The following is a 21,065-nucleotide window of genomic DNA, read 5'->3' as shown; positions in this document are numbered from 1 at the left end:
GACGGCGAAGGGCCCCAGCCGGAGCCGGGGCCCTTCGTCGGTGGGTCAGGACAGGCCGAGCTCGCCGTGGAACTGACCGGCCTCCAGCCGCTCCCGCACCGTGGTGAGGAAGCGCGCGGCGTCCGCACCGTCGACGATCCGGTGGTCGTAGGTCAGGGCCAGGTAGACCATCGACCGCACCGCGATGACCTCACCGAGGTCGGGGTCCTGCACGACGACCGGGCGCTTCACCACCGAGCCGACGCCGAGGATCGCGACCTGCGGCTGGTTGATGATCGGGGTGTCGAACAGCGCGCCCCGGCTGCCGGTGTTGGTCAGCGTGAAGGTGCCGCCACCGAGCTCGTCCGGGGTGACCTTGTTGGAGCGGGTCCGCTCCGCCAGGTCGGCGATCTTCCGGGCGATGCCGGCGATGCTGAGATCACCGGCGCCCTGGATCACCGGGACGAGCAGCCCGCGCTCGGTGTCGACGGCGATGCCGAGGTTCTCCGCGTCGTGGTAGGTGACCGTGCCGGCCGCCATGTCCACCGAGGAGTTGACCGACGGGTGGGCCTTCAGCGCCTCGACGGCCGCCTTGGCGAAGAACGGCAGGAACGACAGCTTGACGCCCTCGCGGGCGGCGAAGTCGGCCTTCACCTGGTCGCGCAGCTTCGCGATCCGGGTGACGTCGGCCTCGACGACGGTGGTCAGCTGCGCGCTGATCTCCAGCGACTCGACCATCCGCTTGGCGATGACCGTCCGCAGCCGCGACATCTTCTCCGTGCGGCCGCGCAGCGCCGAGTCCGGCTGGGCAGCCGGCGACGGGGTGCGCCCGGCGGCCGGAGCCGAGGAGGAGGCAGCGGCGGGTGCCGGCTGCTTGGCCTTCTCGGCGGCGGCGAGGACGTCCTGCTTGCGGATCCGGCCGCCGACGCCGGTGCCCTCGACGGTGCTCAGGTCGACGCCCTGGTCGGCGGCGAGCCGGCGGACCAGCGGGGTCACGTACGCACCGGCGCCGTCACCGGAGGGAGCCGGGGCCGCCGGGCGCGAGGCCGGGGCGACCGCCTCGGCCGGCGAGGGCTGGTCGGTCGGCGACTGGGTGGGCATCGTGCCGCTGGAGCCGTAGTCAGCGCCGGGCTGGCCGGTGTCCGTCTTGGCCTGCACCGGGGTCGGCTGGGCCTCCTGCGGAGCGGGGGCCGGGGCCTCCTCGGCGGGCGCGGGCGACTGGCCCTGCGGCTCGGCCGGGGCGGCCGGAGCAGCCGGTGCGGAGGAGCCGCCGGCCGCACCGATGACGGCGAGCTCCGCGCCGACCTCGACGGTCTCGTCCTCGTTCACCGAGATCGACAGCAGGGTGCCCGAGACGGGGGAGGGGATCTCGGTGTCGACCTTGTCGGTCGACACCTCGAGCAGCGGCTCGTCGGCGGAGACCTCGTCGCCGACGGCCTTCAGCCACCGGGTGACCGTGCCCTCGGTGACGCTCTCGCCCAGGGCCGGCATGGTCACCTTGGTGCCCTCGCCACCACCAGAGCCACCACCGGACGAGCCACCGGAGTCACCACCCGACGAGGCGGCCGGCGCCGGCTCCTCGGCCTGAGCCGGGGCAGGCGCCTCCTGGGCCGCGGGTGCCTCCTGGGCCGGGAGCTCCTCGGCCGGTGCCTCCTGCGCCGGTGCCTCCTGCGCCGGTGCCTCCTGGGCCGGTGCGGCACCGTCGCCGCCGGCGTCCCCGCCGATGACCGCCAGCTCGGCGCCCACCTCGACGGTCTCGTCCTCCGCGACCACGATCTTGGTGAGCACACCGGCAGCGGGGGAGGGGATCTCGGTGTCCACCTTGTCGGTGGAGACCTCGAGGAGCGGCTCGTCGACCTCGACCTGGTCACCCTCCTGCTTCAGCCATCGGGTGACCGTGCCCTCGGTGACGCTCTCGCCCAGGGCGGGCATGGTGACGGACGTCGGCATCGAAGGCAGGTCTCCTCAGGTCGTGGGGGTGGCGCAGGGGGTGGTGCGGGTGGGACGTGCGGATCAGGTGTGCGCGTGCAGCGGCTTGCCGGCCAGCACCAGGGCGGCCTCGCCGAGCGCCTCGCTGAGCGTCGGGTGCGGGTGGATCAGCTGGGCGACCTCCTCGGGGAGGGCCTCCCAGTTGTAGACGAGCTGGGCCTCGGCGACCATGTCGCCGACCCGGCTGCCCACCATGTGCACGCCGACCACGGCGCCGTCCTTGGCGCGGATCAGCTTCACCGCGCCGGCGGTCTTCAGGATCGCCGCGCGGCCGTTGCCGGCCAGGTCGTAGGTGGCGACCTCGACCTCGCCGTACTTCTCCTTGGCCTGGGCCTCGGTGAGGCCGACCGAGGCGACCTCGGGCTCGGAGTAGGTGACCCGCGGGACCCCGGCGTAGTCGATCGGCACGACCGGCAGCCCGGCCAGCCGCTCGGCCACCAGGATCCCCTCGCCGAAGCCGACGTGTGCCAGCTGCAGGGTCGGGATCAGGTCACCGACGGCGGAGATGGTCGGCACGTTGGTCTGGCAGTACTCGTCGACGAGGACGTAGCCGCGGTCCATCGCGACGCCGGCCTCCTCGTAGCCCAGGCCCTGGCTGACCGGGCCGCGGCCCACGGCGACGAGCACCAGCTCGGCCTCGAACTCCTTGCCGTTCTCCAGGGCGACCTTCACGCCGTCGGCGGTGGTCTGCACGCTGGAGACGCGGCTGCCCAGCGAGAACTCGATCTTGCGGCGGCGGAAGGCGCGCTCGAGCAGCTTGGAGGACGACTCGTCCTCCAGCGGCACGAGGTGCGGCAGGCCCTCGACGATGGTCACGTCGACGCCGAAGGACTTCCAGGCGCTCGCGAACTCGCAGCCGATGACGCCGCCGCCGAGGATGATCGCCGAGCTCGGTACGCGGTCGAGCTTGAGCGCGTGGTCGCTGGTGATGACCTTGGTGCCGTCGATCTCGATGCCCGGCAGCGAACGGGCGTAGGAGCCGGTGGCCAGCAGCACGTGGCGGCCCTCGTAGACCTGGTCGCCGACCTGGACGGCGGTGGGGGAGACCAGTCGGCCCTCGCCCTCGACGATGGTGATCCCGCGGCTCTTGATCAGGCCCTGCAGGCCCTTGAAGTTCTTGGAGATGACGCCGTCCTTGTAGGCGTTCACCCCGTCCATGTCGATGCCCGAGAGGGTCGACTTGACGCCGAACTGCTCGCCCTCGCGGGCGTTGTCGGCGACCTCGGCGGTGTGCAGCAGCGCCTTCGTCGGGATGCAGCCGCGGTGCAGGCAGGTGCCGCCGACCTTGTCGCGCTCGATTAGGACGACGGACATGTCGAGCTCCGCGGCGCGCAGCGCGGCGGCGTAGCCACCGGAGCCACCACCGAGGATGACCAGGTCAGCGGGGGTGGTCGGTGCGCTCACGAGTGCTCCTCAAGTACTGGGTGGCCCGAGGTGTCCCGGGCACGGCGATCCTGCGCCTGCCCATCCTGCCACTCCCGGGAACGGCGCGTCCGGATGCTCCGTTGCTGTCGCTGGAGCGTCGCGGAGCAACCCGCGGCCGAGGGGACAGGAGCTGGAGATGGGGCTGTTCAGCCGGCTGCGCGGACGCCGTCCACGAGGCGGGGGAGGCGGCGACCGGCGCGGGACGCTGGACCGCGCGTCCGGCTCCGCCGACCTCACCCACCTCGAGCAGTTCGTCGCGACCCGGCGCGGCGTCGAGGGGTACGTCGAGCCGCGCACCGCGGTCACCGAGACCACGATCCTGCTGGTCGCCGCCGACGGGGAGTGGACCCGCCGGCGCATCGCCGGGCCGGACGTGGCCCGGAAGCTGTCCCGCGACCTCGCCGTGCCCGTCTACGACGCCCAGGTCACCGGCTACCCGCAGCGGATGCGCGACTGGAGTGCCCGCCAGAACGGCAAGCTGAGCTGAACGAGGGCCACCCTGCGCCGCGACCCGCACGCTCGCCACGGGCCCGGCAAGGGTGGCCGCTGACGTCAGCTCGCTGCGGCGATGAGGTCCTCGATCGTGGCCAGCAGGGTGCGCACCGGCACGCCGGTGGCGCCCTTGGGCGTGTAGCCCCACGGCGAGCCGGTGTTGTAGGCCGGCCCGGCCACGTCGATGTGCGCCCAGGGCAGCCCGGCCGGCACGAACTCGGCCAGGAAGTGCCCGCCCACCAGCATCCCGCCCATCCGGTCGGCGTTGGCGTTCACCAGGTCGGCGATCGGGGAGTCCAGCCCGCGGCGCAGCTCCGGCGGCAGCGGCATCGCCCACATCGGCTCGCCGCTGCGGGTGCTGGCGGCGACCACGGCGTCGCGCAGGTCCTCGCTGCCCATCACACCGGCGGTGCGGGTGCCCAGCGCGACCAGCTGGGCGCCGGTCAGGGTGGAGGTCTCCAGCAGGTACGCGGGGGAGTCCTCGACCGCGCGGCAGATCGCGTCGGCCAGCACGACCCGGCCCTCGGCGTCGGTGTTGGTGATCTCGGCCTTGCGGCCGTTGCGGAAGGTGACCACGTCGGCCGGCCGGTAGGCGGTGCCGCTGGGCATGTTCTCCGCGATCGGCACGGTGGCGGTCACGTCGACCGGCAGGCCCAGCTCGGCGACCAGGCAGACGGTGGCGATCACGGCGGCGGCGCCGGCCATGTCGCTCTTCATGTCCTCCATGTGCAGCGCGGGCTTGATCGAGATGCCGCCGCTGTCGAAGGTGATGCCCTTGCCGACCAGCGCGACGCTGGTCCTGGCCTTCTTGCCCTTGTACTCCAGGCGGAGCAGCCGCGGGCCGCGGGAGGAACCGCCGCCGACGGCCAGGACGCCGCCGTACCCACCGGCCGCGAGGGCCTTCTCGTCGAGCACCTCGACCGACAGCCCGGCCTTCTTGCCGGCGGCCGCGCCACGGGCGGCGAGCTCGGCCGGGTACAGGTCGTTCGGCGGGGTGTTGACCAGGTCGCGCACCAGCGCGACGGCGTCGGCCACGGCGCGCACCCGGGCCAGCGGGGCCTTGGCCGCACCGGCGTCCGGGACGACCAGCTCGAAGGAGGCCGGCGGCGTGGGGCGGGATGCCGGCAGCTCGGACTTGTAGGCGGTGAACTCGTAGGCGCCCAGCAGCGAGCCCTCGCCGACCGCGTGCAGCCGCTCGGCGTCCGGCGCACCGCCGACCGCGGCGAGCAGGGTGACGACCGCCCCGCGGCCGGTCAGCGCGCGGCTGGCGGCGCCGGCCGCGCGGCGGACGGCCTCCGAGGCGTAGCCGCCACCGGGCAGCGGCGCGCCGAGGCCGGCGACGGCGACCACCGGGAACGGGCCCTGGCCGAAGGTGGGCAGCTTGGTGACCTCGTCCTCGGCGCCCTGGGCACCCAGGTCGGCGAGCGCGGCGAGCAGCCGGCCTCCCAGCAGCCGGTCGACCGCGTCGGCCCCGGGGGTGGTCAGCAGCCCGTTCGGGCCCTTCCCCACACCGACGACGACGGCGTCGGCGGAGAGCTTCTCGAGCGGGCGGTCGGTGGCGGAGATCGTCGGCGGCACGCAGCGATCCTAGAAGGACCCCGCTGCCCCCCACCGCTCGCAGGCTCGCGGCGGGAAGCTGCAGCAGGGCCGATAGCGTCGCCGCCGTGAGCTCCTCGACGTCCCCCCTGCACGGCCGGCACGCAGCGGCCGGTGCCAAGTTCGCCGACTTCGGTGGCTGGTCCATGCCGATCGAGTACGCCGGCGGCGGTGTGCTCGCCGAGCACACCGCGGTGCGCGAGGGGGTCGGCCTCTTCGACGTCTCCCACCTCGGGACGGCGACCGTCCGCGGACCCGGAGCCGCGGACTTCGTGAACGCCTGCCTCACCAACGACCTGGGGCGCATCGGGCCGGGCCAGGCGCAGTACACGCTGTGCTGCCTGCCCGACGGCGAGGACCGGGCCGGGGGAGTGGTCGACGACCTCATCGTCTACCTGCACGGCCCGGACGACGTCCTGCTGGTGCCGAACGCGGCCAACGCCGCCGCGGTGCTGGCCCGGCTCGCCGAGGCCGCCCCGGCCGGGGTCACCGTCACCGACCGGCACACCGAGGTCGCCGTGCTGGCCCTGCAGGGCCCCCGCTCGGCCGAGGTGCTCGCCGCCGTCGGCCTGCCCGGCGCGCTGGGCTACATGTCCTTCGCCGGGACCCCGGGCAGCGGCGGTGACGAGGTCACCGTGTGCCGCACCGGCTACACCGGCGAGCACGGCTACGAGCTGCTGGTCGGCGCCGATCGGGCCGGCGCGCTGTGGGACGCGCTGCTGGCCGCCGGCGAACCGGAGCAGATCCGGCCGTGCGGGCTCGGTGCCCGCGACACGCTGCGCACCGAGATGGGCTACCCGCTGCACGGTCACGAGCTGAGCGTGGACATCACGCCGAACCAGGCGCGCTCGGGCTGGGCGGTGGGCTGGGCCAAGGACGCGTTCTGGGGCCGGGAGGCGCTGCTCGCCGAGCGGGCGGCCGGGCCGGCCCGTCAGCTGTGGGGGCTGCAGGCACCCGGCCGGGGCATCCCGCGCCCGGGGATGAGCGTGCTCGGCGCCGACGGGGCCGTCATCGGCGAGGTGACCAGCGGGACCTTCTCACCCACGCTGCGCACCGGGATCGCGCTGGCCCTGCTGGACACCGCCGCCGGTGCGGGGGAGGGCACCGAGGTCGCCGTCGACGTCCGCGGCCGGCCGCAGCCGGTCGTCGTCCGCCGTCCCCCGTTCGTCCCCTCCCACGTGCGCTAGGCCCTCTGCTTCTCCTTCTTGCCCGGCTCCGGCGGGTCGGGCAGCTCGTCGGCCATCGTGGCGTCGCGCTGGCCCATCGGCTGCGGCTCGCCCTCGGTGGTGTCGTGGGCGGTCTGGTGCTCGGTCTCGGAGTTGATCTCCGCGCCCAGCAGCACCAGGAAGACGGTCAGCTGCAGCCACAGCATCAGCACGATGACGCCGGCGATGGCGCCGTAGGTCTTGTCGTAGGACCCGAAGTTGTTCACGTAGAGGCTGAACAGCAGGCTGACCACCGCCCAGATCACGGTGACGACGACCGAGCCGAGGCTGACCCAGCGGAACTTCGGGGCATCGCGGTCCGGCGCCACCCGGTAGAGGACCGACAGCGCACCCGCCATGACCGCCAGCAGCAGCACCCAGCGCAGCACCTGCGCGAGGACCGTGCCGACCACGCCGAGCGGCAACGCGTCGAGCACGGCAGGGACCACCGCGATCAGGGCGATGGTGAGCAGCACGAAGACGATCGCGCCGAAGGTCAGCCCCAGGGCGATCAGCTTGCGCTTGACGAAGCTGCGGGTCTCGACCTCGTCGTAGGCCAGGTTCACCGCGGTGATCAGGTTGCCCGTGCCGCCCGCCGCGCTCCACAGCGCCGCGGCGATCGAGATGATGAGGCTGAGGGTCAGCGCACCGCCGCTGTTCTCGGTGATGGCGGTCAGCTGGTCGGCGATCAGCGTCTGCGCCTCCGCCGGCAGCTGGTCCGACAGCGACTCGATCTGCCGGGCGACCGTCTCGGGTGAGGCCACCAGGCCGTAGAGCGAGATCGTGGCGATCAGCGCGGGGAACAGGGCCAGGAAGGCGAAGAACGCCACGCCGGCACCGATGATGGGCATGTTGTCGGCGCTGTTCTCCGCCCAGGCCCGCTTGACGATCTGCTTCCAGCCGCGGGCGGGGATGTCGGTCGGCTTCTCGGCGTCCACGCCGGGCAGCTCGGCCTCCGACGGCACCTCCGGGCGCGGCCGGGCCGCCTCCCGCTCGGCGGTGCGCACCGACGTCGCCGATGACGCGCCGGTCCGGGCGGGGGCGTCGTCCGCGCGGTCCTCGGCGACCCGCGCGGCGGCCCGCCGCTCTGCCTTCTCCTGCACCCGCTGCTGGATCCGCTCGACGGCGCTGCCGGGGCGTCCGGTGTCGACCATGGTGATCGCTCTCCGCTCGTGGGCCTGGGTCAGTCGCCGGGCCAGGCGCCGGTTAGCTTGGTGAAGCCGCGGGCACCGCCCCGGCTGACGAGGGCCTTGACGACGGCGACGATCGCGCCGCGCAGGGCCGAGGCGATCAGGATCTCGCGCAGCCGGTACTCGCTCTGCATCGCGGTCGGGGCGTCGTCGGCCTTGGCGACCTTCTTCCACACGACCTGGAACAGCGTCGCGGCGATCGAGCTGGCGACCAGGCTCCCGATCAGCCCGATCGGCCGGTAGGCGATCTTGGCGCCCTTGCTCATCGCTTCCTCCTCCACACGACGATCCCCACGACCACCGCGACCAGGGCAGCGGCGGCCCCCAGCACGGCGGGCGGGCTCTCCCGGTAGGTCTCCACCGCGGTGTCCCGGGTGCGCAGCACGCGCTCGCGGGCCCGGGAGGGCACGTCGAGGCGGTGGGCCAGCTCGTCGACGGTGGCGGCCAGCTGCTCGCGGGTCGCCTCGATCTCGGCGCGGATCGCGTCGGGGTCGGCCGGGGCGGCAGCGTCGGCCGGCCGACGCTCGTCCGGGCCGTTCACCGGGACGCGCCGGTGCCCGGGGTGGGCTGGCTCATGGGTCCTCCGCGGGCTCGGGGGAGCGGGGTGGGCAGAGTGCCCGACGTCCCGTGCCATGCCCCGTTGCCCGGACCGGGTAAACCAAGATCGCGGGTGTCGCGGCGCCCGGCACTGCCGTGCGGAGCGCACCTCGCTAGCCTCGCCGCCATGAGCTGGACCTGGCAGCTGGAAGACCCCTCGGGCACGCCCGTCGACCCCGCCGCGCTCGGGGTGGAGGTGCCCGAGCACGACAACCAGGGCGACGCGGAGTCCTGGCTGGGCGAGGCCTGGCGGGACCTGCTGGAGCGTGGCGTCGCGACGGTCACGCTCCAGCAGGACGGCGAGCGGGTCTACGGCCCGATGGGCCTGGCCGCCAGCTAGCCCCGCGAGGTCTTGGCGGGGTCGCGCTCGACGACGTCGCCGAGGACCTCGTCGATGCGGGTCAGCACCTCGGCCGGCAGCTCGACGCCGGCGGCCTTCACGTTGTCGTGCACCTGCTCGGGCCGGCTGGCGCCGATGATCGCCGCGGCCACGTTCTGGTTCTGCAGCACCCACGCCACCGCCAGCTGGGCCATCGACAGGCCCAGCTCCTCGGCGATCGGCTTGAGCTGCTGCACCCGGGTCAGCACGTCGTCGGTGAGGTAGCTCTGCATCGACCCGCCGACCGTGGCGTGGCCGCCGCGGCTGTCGGCCGGCGGCTGCTGGCCCGGCAGGTACTTGCCGGTCAGCACGCCCTGCGCGAGCGGGGACCAGACGATCTGGGAGATGCCCTCCTTCTCGCTGGTGGGCACCACCTCGGCCTCGATGACCCGCCACAGCATCGAGTACTGCGGCTGGTTGCTGATCAGCTGGACCTTCAGCTCGCGGGCCAGCTCGGCGGCGGCCGCGATCTCCTCGGCCCGCCACTCGGAGACCCCGAGGTAGAGGACCTTGCCCTGGCGCACCAGGTCCGCGAAGGCGGTCATCGTCTCCTCCAGCGGCACCGAGGAGTCGTACCGGTGCGCCTGGTAGAGGTCGACGTAGTCGGTCTGCAGCCGCTTCAGCGAGGCGTTGCAGCTCTCGGTGATGTGCTTGCGGGAGAGCCCGCGGTCGTTGGCGCCGGGACCGGTGGGCCAGTAGACCTTGGTGAAGATCTCCAGCCCCTCGCGGCGCTGGCCGGCCAGGGCGCGGCCGAGCACCGACTCGGCCTTGGTGCCGGCGTAGACGTCGGCGGTGTCGAAGGTGGTGATGCCCACGTCGAGGGCGGCCCGCACGCAGGCGTGCGCGGCGTCCTCCTCGACCTGGCTGCCGTGGGTGAGCCAGTTGCCGTAGGCGATCTCGGAGATGGTCAGGCCGGAGCGGCCGAGGCGTCGAGTCTGCACGGTCGAGACGCTAGTCGTCAGCCTGGCTAATCACCGGACGGCCCCGGCGCAGGGGCCCGGCCCGCGCGGGACGAGGGGGTCCTACACCTGCGCGCCCTGCGCCACCTGCGGCTTGGGGAAGCGCCACTTGCGGATCATCGTGGCCCGGCTGACGCCGTACCAGATCAGCGTGCGCATCGACTCGGGGTGGTCGGGGAAGCGCTCGTTGACCATCCGCTTGATCTTGCGGCCCAGCACGAACGAGTCGGCGATGATCACCAGGAAGAAGGCGAACCACACGAAGACGGTGTAGCTCTGCACCGCCGGGTTCGGGATGAAGTAGCCCAGCAGCACCAGGGCGGCGACCACGAGGAAGAAGCTGCCGGCGTTGCGCCGGGCGTCCACGATGTCGCGCACCAGCTTGCGGCGGGGGCCCCGGTCGCGGGCGGGCAGCGAGCTCTCGTCGCCGCGGGCCGCGGCCTCGCGGGCGCTGCCCCGGCCGGCGGCCTGCTGCTCGCGCTGCCGCTTGTAGGCCTCCTTGCGGGTGGTCGGCGGCGGCGGGACCGGCCCGCTGCGGCGGCCCTGGGCCTCGTTGCGCCTCGGAGTGGGCCGGCCCTTGCCGCCCGCCGGCGTCAGCTGCGCGGTGAGGTCGGTGGCGGGGTCCGGCGCCACGTCGGTGGCGGGACGGCGGCCGGGCAGGCGGAGCTTCACGGGTCGGGAGTCTACGTGGCGCGGGTGCCCTCCCGGTGCTGCTCCGGGGCCCGGTGTCCTCCCCAGGTGGGGTCGCGTGCTCCCTCCGGGCGCTCTCGCGCCGTACAGTGGGAAGCAGCTCCGCCACGGCGGTGTTGGCCGTCAGTGTTCCGACCGGCGTGGGGTCCCACTCCACGACGGGTCGAGCAGGACACCCTCGAGTGTGGGAGGACCACAACATGACCGTGCAGGACACGCAGGCCACCGGCGTCATCCTCAGCGACCCGGCCGCGTCGAAGGTGAAGACGCTGCTGGAGCAGGAGGGCCGCGACGACCTGCGGCTGCGGATCGCGGTGCAGCCCGGCGGCTGTTCCGGTCTCCGCTACCAGCTCTTCTTCGACGAGCGCTTCCTCGACGGCGACCAGACCTTCGAGTTCGGTGGCACCGAGGTCATCGTCGACCGGATGAGCATCCCCTACCTCAGCGGCGCGACGATCGACTTCGTCGACACCATCGAGAAGCAGGGCTTCACCATCGACAACCCGAACGCGGGCGGCTCCTGCGCCTGCGGCGACTCGTTCCACTGAGCGAGGACTCTCCTGCCCTGCAGGAGGGCCGGTAGAGCAGTGACGAGGCCCGGCACCCCGCGAGGGGTGCCGGGCCTCGTCGCGTCCGGGCTCAGCTCTCCGGAGCGGACGGGACGGGGACCGGCAGCCCCGAGCCGGGCGGCGGGGTCACCGTCCCGGGCAGGGTGCTGCCCGGGGAGAACGTGACCGTGGTCCGCGGCGAGATCGGGGGAGGAGTCCGCGCCGACGACGGTGCCTGGGACGTCGAGGACGGCGCGGGGTCGGCGTCCTCCTCGCCCGAGCAGCCGGCGAGCAGCCCGGCGGCGACCAGCGCGACCGCCACCGCCCGCCGGCGGCTCACAGCCGGACCGGGTAGACGGGCTCCGGGATCTCGGGGTGGATCCGCTCCTCGACGAAGATGCCGTGCCAGACCATGAAGACCAGCACCTCCCAGACCTGCCGGGCGATCCGCTTGCTCGGCACCTCGGCGTCGCGGAGCCGGTCCAGCAGCCCGAGCACGTGGTCGCGGTCGAGCCACTCGTCGGTCTGGCTGGAGGTGACGATGTCGCGGGCCCACTGGTGCAGCGGGCCGGCGAGGAACTCCGCCGTCGGCACCGGGAAGCCCAGCTTGCGGCGGTTCATGATCTTCGGCGGCACGATCTGCCGCATCGCCTGGCGCAGCGCGAACTTGGTGGCGTCGCCGCGCCGGGGCACCCGCATCTCCAGCGGCAGGCTGCTGGCCAGCGCGAACACCTCGGGGTCGAGGAACGGCACCCGAAGCTCGAGGGAGTTGGCCATCGTCATCTTGTCGGCCTTGACCAGGATGTCGCCGCGCAGCCAGGTGAACAGGTCGACGTACTGCATCGCGGTGACGTCGTCGTAGCCCGCCTCGCGGGTCTGCCGGTAGAGCGCCTCGGTGACCGTGACGTGCGAGAGGTCCGGGTCGCGGCCGGGCAGCAGCTGGGCCAGCTCGTCGGCGTTGAGGTTGCGCGCGTTGCCGTAGTACCGGTCCTCGAGCGGGATGGACGCCCGGCGGAGCAGGTCCTGCCCGCGCACCCCCTCGGGCACCAGCCGGGCCAGCCCGCCCAGCGCCCGGCGGCCCGCGGCCGGCAGCTTCGACGCCCAGGCCAGGCTGATCGGCTCCCGGTAGATCGTGTAGCCGCCGAACAGCTCGTCGGCGCCCTCGCCGGAGAGCACCACCTTGACGTGCTTGCGGGCCTCGCGGGCGACGAAGTACAGCGGCACGAGCGCCGGGTCGGCGACCGGGTCGTCCAGGTACCAGACCACCGTGGGGATCGCGGCGGCGAACTCCTCGGCGGTGACCTCGACCGGCACGTGCCGCACGCCCAGGATCGCCGCCGACTCGGCCGCGATCTCCACCTCCGAGGTCGCCTCCCGCTGGAAGCCGACGGTGAAGGTGACCAGGTCGTCGTTGTACTTGTGCGCCAGGGCCGCGATCGCCGTGGAGTCGATGCCGCTGGACAGGAACGAGCCCACGGTGACGTCGGCGCGCATGTGCTTGGCCACCGAGTCGTCGAGCACCTCGGCGATCCGGTCGTAGAGGGCCTGCTCCGACCCCGGCCGCACCGGCTGGGCGTCGAAGCGCGGGTGGAACCAGCGCGCGGTGTGCAGCTCCCCGTCGACCACGGTGAAGCTGGTGCCGCTCTCGATCCGGCGGATGCCGCGGTGCAGCGTCGCCGGCTCCGGGACGTACTGCAGGGTCAGGTAGTGCTGCAGCGAGGCCGCGTCGACGCCGCCGGCCGCGGCGCTGCCCCCGAGCAGCTCCAGCAGGGCCTTCTTCTCGGAGCTGAAGACCAGGCCGCCGTCGGCCAGGCGGGCGGTGAACAGCGGCTTGATGCCGAAGGCGTCGCGGGCGCCGAACGCCGTCCCGGTCAGGGTGTCCCAGATGACGAAGGCGAACATGCCGCGCAGCCGCGGGACGACCGCCTCGCCCCAGAGGTGGTAGCCGGCGACGATCGCCTCGGTGTCGCCCTCGGTGGCGAAGGTCGCGCCGGCGGCCTTCAGCTCCTCGCGCAGCTCCAGGTAGTTGTAGATCTCGCCGTTGAAGACGATCCGGTACCGGCCCTCGGCGTAGGGCATCGGCTGCGGGCTGCCCTCGATGTCGATGAACGCCAGCCGGTTGAAGCCGAGCACCGCGTGCCCGTCGGACCACAGCTCCCGGTCGTCGGGGCCGCGGTGCCGCAGGCAGCGCAGCGCGTGCTGCACCCCGGAGACCGTCTGCTCGTCGACCCGTTCGGCGTCGGTGGACAGGTAGGCGAGCAGTCCGCACATGCGGGGAGGTCTCCCGGGGTCAGGTGGTGGGGTCGGTCAGAGCGGCTGGCCGGCGCGCACGCGCGCCGTCACCCGCCGCTCGGCCCAGAACGAGACGAAGGGGACGACGCCGGCCAGCAGCACCAGGACGGTGCCCTTCGCGGTGAAGCGGGCCTTCAGCGCCAGGTCGAAGGCGGTCACCAGGTAGACGATGTAGAGGAAGCCGTGGATCGGTGAGACGACCGCGGAGACCTCGGGGACGTCGGCCAGGTAGTTCAGCGGCACGGCGACGAAGACCAGGACGACGAGCATCACACCGACGACGTAGGCCATCACCCGGTAGCGGGTCAGCGCGGAGGCGGTGCGCGGCGCCAGGGTGGAGGTGTCAGCGGCCACCGTTCACCTTCTGTCCGAGGGCCTTGGCGTTCAGCTCGGCCAGGTAGGCGTTGTACGCGGCGAGCTCGGGGTCGCCGGTCGTGTCGATCCGCGGCCGCTGGTAGAGCACGACGGAGGTGCCCGGCTCGTCGTCCGCGGGGTCGCGACGCCACTCGTCGCGCACCATGCGCAGGTAGAAGCCCAGGCCCATGAACCCGTACAGCGGCCACTGCAGCGCGTAGCTCCAGTTGACCGCGCCGCCGCCGTCCTCGGCCTTGCCCAGCTGCCACGCGCCGAGGAAGAAGGTCATGACGAACAGCGCCGCGACCAGCAGGTGCATCAGCACCCAGCGCCAGGTCAGGAGGCGTCGGTACACGTCCCGACTGTAGCTGCCGGGGTCGGTGGGGCGCCGTCGTCCCAGGTGGTGAGCCGGGTCGCGGTGTGCTCCCGCGCCGGCCGGTCGGCGACCCGCCGCGCAGGTGCTCCCGCCCCGGGGACGACAGGCGCGGTCGGCTAGTCTCGGCGAGACTGTGGTCGGTGTGGGCAGAGCCTGTCGGGCAACCGAGGACCGCCCCGCCGGGGAGACCGCGTGGTGCCGCCACGCGGGGGATGAGGAGGCAGCGGGCAGTGGCTCGACGCAGCAAGCTGGCGAAGGTCGCCGGGCTCGGTCTCCTGGGGGCTCTGACGCTCAGCGGGTGCGACATGCGCGGCAGTTGGCTCAGCTGGGGGTGGCCCGAGGGCATCACCGACGAGGCCCACGCGATGCACGACCTGTGGATCGGCTCGACCATCGCCGCCCTGGTCGTCGGCATCGCGGTGTGGATCCTCATCGCCTACGCCGCGATCCGGTATCGGAAGCGGAAGAACAGCGACGACGCGGAGCTGCCCCGGCAGACCGCCTACAACCTGCCCCTCGAGGTCGTCTACACGATCATCCCGTTCGTGATCATCGCGGTGCTGTTCTTCTTCACCGTGAGCACGCAGAACGAGGTGCAGGAGCGCAGCGACGAGCCCGACGTCACCGTCGCCGTCAACGCCTTCAAGTGGAACTGGCAGTTCGTCTACCCGGAGACCACCGACGACAACGGCGGTGAGCCGGTCTCGACCGTGGGCTCCAGCGACGAGGTCCCGATCCTGGTGCTGCCCACCGACCAGACGATCCGCTTCGAGCTGGCCTCGGCCGACGTCATCCACTCCTTCTGGGTGCCGGAGTTCCTCTTCAAGCTCGACGTCATCCCGGGCAACGAGAACGGCCGCGACAACGTCTTCGAGGTGACCGTCCGCGAGGAGGGTGCCTACGTCGGCCGCTGCGCCGAGCTCTGCGGCACCTACCACGCGTTCATGAACTTCGAGGTCCGCTCGGTCAGCGCCGACGACTTCGAGGACTACCTGGCCGCCCGTGAAGAGGGTCTGTCGACCTACGACGCGCTCGAGAGCATCGGCCAGCCGGGTGCCTCGACCTCCACCACGCCGTTCGAGGGCGAGCGCGAGCAGGCCGCGGCCTCGGATGACTGACCAGACCACCCCGCAGCAGCAGGAGGACCGGCCGTGAAGGTCGAAGCGCTCATCTTCAACTTGATCGCGGTGTTCTGCATCGCGGCCGCCGTCGTCTACGGCGTCTGGTCCAAGGAGCCGATCGGCACGACGGCGCTGGCGCTCTCCGCCGGGCTGACCGCGCTCATCGGTGGCTTCTTCTGGTTCGTCAGCCGGCGCATCGACGCCCGGCCCGAGGACAGCAAGGACGCCGAGATCGCCGACGGCGCGGGCGAGCTGGGCTTCTTCAGCCCGGCCAGCTACTGGCCCTTCGGCCTGGCGCTCTCCGCCGCGGTGATGGGCCTGGCGCTGGCGTTCTACTACCCGTGGCTGATCGTCATCGCCGGTGCCGCGCTGCTGCTCACCATCGGTGGCCTGCTCTTCGAGTACTACGTCGGGCAGAACGCGCACAGCTGAGCCCGAGCACCACTCGTCCACGACGGGGCCCCTCCCACCCGGGAGGGGCCCCGTCGTGCGTCTGGGCCCGGCTGAGACCGCCGGTCGGCGCCGCCGAGGACGGCGATGCAGGTCGTGCTGGGGTGCCGCCGCGGCAGCCCAGGAGCGGGACACCGCGATCAGGCACGTCGTGGCTGGCGGGGGGAGGGCCGGGCGGCGGTAGCCACTGACGCGGCCGCACGGGCGCCGAGATGCGGGCCGATGCGGCATCCGAGGCGCGAGACACCACGTCCAGCCGCAGCTCGGCATCCGGCCCGGGGCTCGGTGGAGATGTGCCTGGGTGCCTGGGTGACCGCGGCCGAGGCTGCCGAGGTGCGGGTCGTGGGGCAGCGGCGACACGGGGGCACCGCGCGCAGGCGCACCTCGGCGACCCGGGGGCGTCGGGGGGCTCACCGAGGGCCTCAGGGGTGCGACGGTGGCGACCGCCGGCGGGAGGTGGCTCACCCCAGAACGCAGCAGGGGCCCCGGCGGACGATGCCGCCGAGGCCCCTGCTGGGTGGTGCTGAGTGCTGCGTCAGTCGCTCGGTGCCTGCGGTCGACCACCCTCGGACGGTCGCCCGCCCTCGGAGGGGCGACCACCCTCGGACGGACGGCCCGAGCCGGTGAGCTCGCGGTCGGCGCGCTCGGCCTCGAGGCCGCGGGCCTCGATCTCGGCCTGCCGCTGGACCTCGGCCGGGACCTCGATCGGCTTGAAGAAGCCCTTGACCGCGCGACGGGCGCCGCCGACCTGGTTCATCTTCTTGGGCACCGAGGCACCGCCGTAGGCCAGCTGACCGTGGCCGTGCTCGTCGACCGGGCCCAGCGGCTGGTGGACCTCGATGAACTCGCCGCTCGGCAGCCGGCGGATGACGCCGGTCTCGATGCCGTGCTCGAGCACCTCGCGGTCGTGCCGCTCCAGCCCCAGGCAGATCCGGTAGGTCGCCCAGTAGGCGATGGGCGGCAGCACCAGGAAGCCGATGCGGCCGAACCAGGTCATCGCGTTGAGGCTGATGTCGAACTTGTCGGCGATCAGGTCGTTGCCACCGGAGATCCAGAGGACCACGTAGGCGGTGATGGCCATCGCGCCGATCGAGGTGCGCACCGGCACGTCGCGCGGACGCTGCAGCAGGTGGTGGCTCGCGGTGTCACCGGTCAGCTTGCGCTCGAGGATCGGGTAGAGCGCGAGCGCACCGAACATCAGGCCCGGGATGCCCAGGGCGCCCCAGAGGACCGGCGGGATGTGGTAGCCCCACAGGTCGATCTCCCACGGCGGGAAGATCCGGGCGCCGCCGTCGACGAAGCCGATGTACCAGTCGGGCTGCGACCCGGCGGTCACCTGGGCCGGGTTGTAGGGACCGAGCAGCCAGATCGGGTTGATCTGCACGAGGCCACCGAGCGCGGCGCAGAGGCCGAAGACGATGAACAGCAGCGCGGTCGCCTTGCCGGCGAAGGTCGGGAACAGCCGGTTGCCGACCACGTTGTGCTCGGTCCGCCCGGCGCCGGGGAACTGCGTGTGCTTCTGCTTGACCAGGATCAGCAGGTGCAGCGCGATCAGCGCCAGCAGGATCGCCGGGATGATCAGCACGTGCAGGATGTAGAGCCGGCCGATGATCAGCTCGCCGGGGAAGTCGCCGCCGAAGACGGTGAAGTACACCCACGTCCCGATCACCGGGATGGAGAGGAAGACCGCGGAGAAGATGCGGAGCCCACCGCCGGAGAGCAGGTCGTCGGGGAGGGTGTAGCCGGCGAAGCCCTCGAGCAGGGCCAGCACCAGCAGACCGATGCCGATGAACCAGTTGGTCTCACGGGGGCGGCGGAACGCACCGGTGAAGAAGATGCGCAGCAGGTGCACCACGATCGAGGCCACGAACAGCAGCGCGGCCCAGTGGTGCATCTGGCGGATCAGCAGGCCGCCGCGGACGTCGAAGGAGATGTCCAGGGTCGACTCGTAGGCCGCCGACATCTCGATGCCGCGCAGCGGTGCGTAGGAGCCGTCGTAGACGATCTCCCGCATCGAGGCGTCGTAGAAGAACGTCAGGTACGTGCCCGACAGCAGCAGGACGATGAACGAGTAGAGCGCGATCTCCCCGAGCAGGAAGGACCAGTGGTCGGGGAAGACCTTGTTCAGGGTGCGGCGGACCGGACCGGCGACGATGAGCCGGTCATCGACCTCGAAGGCCGCCTTCCCCGCGAGCGAGGTCGGCTGGCCGACCCTCGGGCCGGGCACCGTGTTGGTGGCCATCAGCCGAGCCTCCCCATGTTCCAGTACGACGGTCCGACGGGCTCGCGGAAGTCGCTGACCGCCACGAAGTAACCCTCATCATCCACGGTTATCGGGAGTTGGGGGAGCGAGCGGGTGGCCGGCCCGAAGATGGGCATGGCGCCCTTCGTCACGTCGAACTGCGACTGGTGGCACGGGCACAGGATCCGGCTGGTCTCCTGCTCGTAGAGCGACACCGGGCAGCCGGCGTGCGTGCAGATCTTCGAGTACGCGACGTAGTCGCCGTAGCCGAAGTCCTCCTGGCCCTCCGGGGTGACCAGCGTCTCCAGCTGCTCGGGGCGGAGCCGGATGAGCATGACCGCGGCGTCGTAGGCCTTGTTGCCGCCCTCGACCTCGGGGAACACGGTGGCCAGCGAACCCGGGGTCTGGTCGCCGGGGCGGACGGGCGTGCCGTCGTCGCGGAGGAGGCGCAGGCCCTCGGCCCACGGGGTGGTGCCCAGCGGGTTGCCCTTGTTCGGGTCCTTGATGAAGCCGCCCAGCGGGGCCAGCAGCATCGCGCCGAACGCTGCGCCCAGGAGGCCCAGGGCGCCCTTGAGCGCCTTGCGCCGCGGCAGGCCGGAGTTGTGCAGGCCACTCATCAGCGTCGCACCGGTGGTGACCCGGTCGAAGTGCGAGCCGTCGTGCTTGTCCTGCACCGCCGTCTCGTGCGGCAGCAGCTTCTTGACGTAGAGGACCAGGCCGATGCCGACCGAGATCATCGAGGCGCCGAAGGTCAGGCCGAGCAGCGGGGTGTAGATGCTGCTCCAGGTCTCGGACTCGACGGTCCACTCCCAGTCGGGGAGGAACCAGCCCGAGCCGGCGTAGATGACCACGAAGGCGAGGGCGAAGAGCGCGGCCAGCAGGAACCAGTTGGTGACCAGCCGGGTGTTCTTCTTCTCCAGCGGCGAGCCGGCCGGGGCGGCCGGCTCGACGTGCAGGACCTCGACGCCGTCGTAGCGGGCACCGAGCCGGTCGAGCTCGGTGCGGTCCATCGCCGCGAGCTGCTCGGGGGTGTAGTCGTCGTCCGGGCCGCCGTGCAGCTGGCCCGGCTCGTCGTCACCGCCGCCGGAGCCGGGGCGGCTGTGGTCGTTCGTGGTCACGCCTTGGTCCCCATCCAGAAGATCCCGAACAGCAGGGCGCCGATGCCGACGACCCAGATGACCAGGCCCTCGGCGACCGGGCCGACCCGGCCGATGCCGGCGCCGCCGGGGTCGGCCTGCGCCTTGAGGGTCTGCACGTAGTTGATGATCGAGCGCTTCTCCTCCGGCGACAGCTGGTTGTCACCGAAGACCGGCATGTTCTCCGGGCCGGACAGCATGGCGGTGTAGATCGTCATGTCGTTGGCCTCGCCCAGCGACGGCGCCCGCTTCCCGGAGGAGAGCGCACCGCCCTCGCCAGCGAAGTTGTGGCACTGGGCGCAGTTGAGGCGGAACAGCTCGCCGCCCTCGGCGACGTCCCCGGCGCGCAGGTCACCCGAGGGGAGGGTGGGGCCGCCACCGTTCTCCTGGATGTAGGCCATCAGCTGCTCGATCTGCTCCGCGGAGAAGATCGGCGGGCGCTCGGCGGCCTGCGCCTCCTGGCGGACCAGCGGCATGCGGCCGGTGTGCACCTGGAAGTAGACGGCGGCCTCGCCGACACCGATGAGCGAGGGACCGCGGTCGGTCACGCCCTCGAGGTTGGCGCCGTGGCAGGTGATGCAGCTGCGGGTGTAGAGCTCCCGGCCGGCCTCGACGGCGTTGGACGGGTTGCCGGTGGGGTCGTCGGCGGCGCTGGCGCCGGGCGCCAGCGCGGAGTAACCGACGCCGGTGAGCACGAGCGCGGCCATCAGGCCGGCGACGTTGGCCAGGCGGCGGCGCTGCTTGGAGCGGCGGCGCACCCGGGCCGCGGCGGCCGGGGTGCCGGCAGCCGGACGGCGGCGCAGCAGCCCGCGACGGCCGCCCTCGGGAGCGGCTTCGGAGTCGGCGATCGGAGTGGACACCCGGTTCCCTACTTGATCAGGTAGATCGTGATGAAGAGACCGACCCAGACGACGTCGACGAAGTGCCAGTAGTACGACACGACGATGGCCGAGGTGGCCTGGGCAGGCGTGAATCGGCCCATGGTGGACCGCATGAGCACGAACACGAAGGCGATGAGACCGCCGATGACGTGCAGCGCGTGGAAGCCGGTCGTCAGGTAGAAGACCGACCCGTAGGAGGACGACGCGATCGTCGTCCCGTGCTCGGTGACCAGGGTGCGGTACTCGAAGGCCTGACCCAGCACGAAGGCGAGGCCCATCACGAAGGTGATGGTGAACCAGCGGCGCAGCCCGTAGACGTTGCCGATCTCCGCCGCGAACACGCCGTACTGGCAGGTGACCGACGAGAGCACCAGGATCAGCGTGAAGAACAGCGCGTACGGCACGTTCAGCTCGGTGGGCTCGGGCGGCCAGCCGTCGGTGGCACGCGCGCGCGCGGTGAAGTACATGGCGAACAGGCCGGCGAAGAACATCAGCTCACTGGCGAGCCAGACGATCGTGCCGACGCTGACCATGTTCGGTCGGGTCAGGGAGTGCACCCGCGAGGTGTCGAAGGTGCTGCTCGCCACGGGGGCCGTTGTCACGGGCTCATCATGGCATCGGGACAGCCGTCCCACGACGTGGGGTGGGTGGGCGTGGCGCGCCCGCGCGGAGCCGCCGGACGACGTCGTGTGACGCGGCGTCGTGCGGGGTACCCCGAGCCACTAGGCTCGCCCGGGTGAGCGTCGACGCCGCACCGGCCACCGTGCTGGTCTTCAGCCAGCGGGCCGAGGTCCGCGCCGCCGTCCGCACCGCGCTGGGCCGGTCGCCGGCCCCGGATGTGGGTCCTCTCACGTACGTGGAGTGCGCCGCCGGCGACGAGGTCGTCGCCGCCGTCGACGCCGGCGGGATCGACCTGTGCGTGCTGGACGGCGAGGCCCAGCCGACCGGTGGCATGGGCATCAGCCGCCAGCTCAAGTACGAGATCGCCGACTGCCCCGCGCTGGTGGTGCTGATCGCGCGCCAGGCCGACCGCTGGCTGGCCCACTGGTCGCTGGCCGACGCCACCCTGGCCTACCCCGTCGACCCGCTCACGGCGGCCGACGTGGTGGCGGGCCTGCTGCGCGAACGCATCGCGCAGCGCCCCGTCGTCCGCCGCTGACCGGC

At 72.5% G+C, this 21,065-nt stretch carries 23 protein-coding genes; 7 read left to right on the top strand and 16 right to left on the bottom strand.

Annotation, left to right across the window (positions count from 1 at the left end):
* Window positions 1–45: 45 nt before the first annotated feature.
* Together sucB and lpdA are read right to left on the bottom strand one after the other, a co-directional pair.
* Entirely contained in the window at window positions 46–1,929 is a 1,884-nt protein-coding gene (sucB, locus tag FHX36_RS07260) for a 2-oxoglutarate dehydrogenase, E2 component, dihydrolipoamide succinyltransferase (RefSeq protein ID WP_110551171.1), read from the bottom strand.
* A 63-nt stretch (window positions 1,930–1,992) separates the two neighbouring features.
* A complete protein-coding gene (gene lpdA, locus FHX36_RS07255; protein WP_110551172.1) occupies window positions 1,993–3,372 on the bottom strand; it encodes a dihydrolipoyl dehydrogenase in 1,380 nt (459 codons plus the stop codon).
* A gap of 157 nt (window positions 3,373–3,529) precedes the next feature.
* On the opposite strand from lpdA, the gene FHX36_RS07250 reads away from it, so the two are divergent.
* Window positions 3,530–3,880 (top strand): oxidoreductase, encoded by a 351-nt coding sequence (locus FHX36_RS07250; RefSeq protein WP_181428663.1) that lies wholly within the window; start codon window positions 3,530–3,532, stop codon window positions 3,878–3,880.
* 65 nt (window positions 3,881–3,945) lie between these two features.
* Here FHX36_RS07250 and FHX36_RS07245 read toward each other — a convergent pair whose 3' ends face one another.
* Window positions 3,946–5,463 carry a leucyl aminopeptidase gene (locus tag FHX36_RS07245; protein ID WP_110551173.1) on the bottom strand — a complete coding sequence of 506 codons (1,518 nt, stop codon included), beginning with the start codon at window positions 5,461–5,463 and terminating at the stop codon, window positions 3,946–3,948.
* 86 nt (window positions 5,464–5,549) lie between these two features.
* Between FHX36_RS07245 and gcvT the strand changes: the two genes are divergently transcribed.
* Entirely contained in the window at window positions 5,550–6,668 is a 1,119-nt protein-coding gene (gene gcvT / locus FHX36_RS07240) for a glycine cleavage system aminomethyltransferase GcvT (protein WP_110551174.1), read from the top strand.
* Here the strand turns inward: gcvT and FHX36_RS07235 are convergent.
* Genes FHX36_RS07235 through FHX36_RS07225 form a run of 3 tightly spaced genes read right to left on the bottom strand, consistent with a single transcriptional unit; the run spans window position 6,665 to window position 8,417 of the window.
* Window positions 6,665–7,840, bottom strand: coding sequence for a YihY/virulence factor BrkB family protein (locus tag FHX36_RS07235; protein WP_110551175.1), 1,176 nt, complete (start codon window positions 7,838–7,840; stop codon window positions 6,665–6,667). The two genes, gcvT and FHX36_RS07235, sit on opposite strands and share 4 nt — an antisense overlap.
* Before the next feature lie 29 nt (window positions 7,841–7,869).
* Complete coding sequence (locus FHX36_RS07230; RefSeq protein WP_110551176.1) at window positions 7,870–8,142, bottom strand: DUF4235 domain-containing protein; 273 nt, start codon at window positions 8,140–8,142, stop codon at window positions 7,870–7,872.
* Window positions 8,139–8,417, bottom strand: a complete 279-nt coding sequence (locus tag FHX36_RS07225; protein WP_258372617.1) for a DUF3618 domain-containing protein — start codon at window positions 8,415–8,417, stop codon at window positions 8,139–8,141. Before FHX36_RS07225 ends, FHX36_RS07230 begins: the two co-directional genes overlap by 4 nt.
* 183 nt (window positions 8,418–8,600) lie before the next feature.
* Here FHX36_RS07225 and FHX36_RS07220 point away from each other — a divergent pair, with 183 nt between their 5' ends.
* On the top strand, window positions 8,601–8,813 hold the full coding sequence (locus FHX36_RS07220) for a hypothetical protein (protein WP_110551178.1): 213 nt from the start codon (window positions 8,601–8,603) through the stop codon (window positions 8,811–8,813).
* On the opposite strand, the gene FHX36_RS07215 is transcribed toward FHX36_RS07220, so the two are convergent.
* The gene (locus FHX36_RS07215) at window positions 8,810–9,793 is read right to left on the bottom strand and encodes an aldo/keto reductase family protein (protein ID WP_110551179.1); all 984 of its coding nucleotides are present in this window, start codon (window positions 9,791–9,793) and stop codon (window positions 8,810–8,812) included. The two genes, FHX36_RS07220 and FHX36_RS07215, sit on opposite strands and share 4 nt — an antisense overlap.
* An 81-nt stretch (window positions 9,794–9,874) precedes the next feature.
* Entirely contained in the window at window positions 9,875–10,483 is a 609-nt protein-coding gene (locus tag FHX36_RS07210) for a DUF3043 domain-containing protein (RefSeq protein WP_110551180.1), read from the bottom strand.
* 218 nt (window positions 10,484–10,701) lie between these two features.
* Between FHX36_RS07210 and FHX36_RS07205 the strand changes: the two genes are divergently transcribed.
* Window positions 10,702–11,049 carry a HesB/IscA family protein gene (locus FHX36_RS07205; RefSeq protein ID WP_110551193.1) on the top strand — a complete coding sequence of 116 codons (348 nt, stop codon included), beginning with the start codon at window positions 10,702–10,704 and terminating at the stop codon, window positions 11,047–11,049.
* Window positions 11,050–11,140: 91 nt separating this feature from the next.
* On the opposite strand, the gene FHX36_RS07200 is transcribed toward FHX36_RS07205, so the two are convergent.
* The 4 genes from FHX36_RS07200 to FHX36_RS07185 are packed head-to-tail and all read right to left on the bottom strand — an operon-like array spanning window position 11,141 to window position 14,050.
* The gene (locus FHX36_RS07200) at window positions 11,141–11,389 is read right to left on the bottom strand and encodes a hypothetical protein (protein WP_181428664.1); all 249 of its coding nucleotides are present in this window, start codon (window positions 11,387–11,389) and stop codon (window positions 11,141–11,143) included.
* Window positions 11,386–13,320 carry an asparagine synthase (glutamine-hydrolyzing) gene (gene asnB, locus FHX36_RS07195; RefSeq protein ID WP_110551181.1) on the bottom strand — a complete coding sequence of 645 codons (1,935 nt, stop codon included), beginning with the start codon at window positions 13,318–13,320 and terminating at the stop codon, window positions 11,386–11,388. Before asnB ends, FHX36_RS07200 begins: the two co-directional genes overlap by 4 nt.
* Before the next feature lie 36 nt (window positions 13,321–13,356).
* Window positions 13,357–13,695: a DUF3817 domain-containing protein gene (locus tag FHX36_RS07190; protein ID WP_110551182.1), complete on the bottom strand. Its 339-nt coding sequence runs from the start codon at window positions 13,693–13,695 to the stop codon at window positions 13,357–13,359.
* Window positions 13,685–14,050, bottom strand: coding sequence for a metalloprotease (locus tag FHX36_RS07185; protein WP_110551183.1), 366 nt, complete (start codon window positions 14,048–14,050; stop codon window positions 13,685–13,687). The genes FHX36_RS07190 and FHX36_RS07185 overlap by 11 nt, the downstream gene beginning before the upstream one ends.
* Window positions 14,051–14,283: 233 nt before the next feature.
* Here FHX36_RS07185 and ctaC point away from each other — a divergent pair, with 233 nt between their 5' ends.
* Entirely contained in the window at window positions 14,284–15,189 is a 906-nt protein-coding gene (gene ctaC, locus FHX36_RS07180; protein ID WP_110551184.1) for an aa3-type cytochrome oxidase subunit II, read from the top strand.
* Between the two features lie 33 nt (window positions 15,190–15,222).
* The gene (locus tag FHX36_RS07175; protein WP_110551185.1) at window positions 15,223–15,624 is read left to right on the top strand and encodes a cytochrome c oxidase subunit 4; all 402 of its coding nucleotides are present in this window, start codon (window positions 15,223–15,225) and stop codon (window positions 15,622–15,624) included.
* Window positions 15,625–16,177: 553 nt separating this feature from the next.
* On the opposite strand, the gene qcrB is transcribed toward FHX36_RS07175, so the two are convergent.
* Genes qcrB through ctaE form a run of 4 tightly spaced genes read right to left on the bottom strand, consistent with a single transcriptional unit; the run spans window position 16,178 to window position 20,503 of the window.
* A complete protein-coding gene (gene qcrB / locus FHX36_RS07170) occupies window positions 16,178–17,884 on the bottom strand; it encodes a cytochrome bc1 complex cytochrome b subunit (RefSeq protein ID WP_110551186.1) in 1,707 nt (568 codons plus the stop codon).
* The gene (qcrA, locus tag FHX36_RS07165) at window positions 17,884–19,002 is read right to left on the bottom strand and encodes a cytochrome bc1 complex Rieske iron-sulfur subunit (protein WP_110551187.1); all 1,119 of its coding nucleotides are present in this window, start codon (window positions 19,000–19,002) and stop codon (window positions 17,884–17,886) included. The genes qcrB and qcrA overlap by 1 nt, the downstream gene beginning before the upstream one ends.
* Window positions 18,999–19,880 (bottom strand): cytochrome bc1 complex diheme cytochrome c subunit, encoded by an 882-nt coding sequence (qcrC, locus tag FHX36_RS07160; protein WP_181428665.1) that lies wholly within the window; start codon window positions 19,878–19,880, stop codon window positions 18,999–19,001. The genes qcrA and qcrC overlap by 4 nt, the downstream gene beginning before the upstream one ends.
* An 8-nt stretch (window positions 19,881–19,888) precedes the next feature.
* Window positions 19,889–20,503, bottom strand: a complete 615-nt coding sequence (gene ctaE, locus FHX36_RS07155) for an aa3-type cytochrome oxidase subunit III (RefSeq protein ID WP_110551188.1) — start codon at window positions 20,501–20,503, stop codon at window positions 19,889–19,891.
* Window positions 20,504–20,637: 134 nt separating this feature from the next.
* Here ctaE and FHX36_RS07150 point away from each other — a divergent pair, with 134 nt between their 5' ends.
* Entirely contained in the window at window positions 20,638–21,060 is a 423-nt protein-coding gene (locus tag FHX36_RS07150; RefSeq protein WP_110551189.1) for an ANTAR domain-containing protein, read from the top strand.
* The last annotated feature ends 5 nt before the right edge of the window (window positions 21,061–21,065 follow it).

Source organism: Modestobacter versicolor (assembly GCF_014195485.1).
Taxonomy (GTDB): domain Bacteria; phylum Actinomycetota; class Actinomycetes; order Mycobacteriales; family Geodermatophilaceae; genus Modestobacter; species Modestobacter versicolor.
Note: the sequence above shows the minus strand (reverse complement) of the source record. Positions and strands in the feature narration are given on the sequence as shown.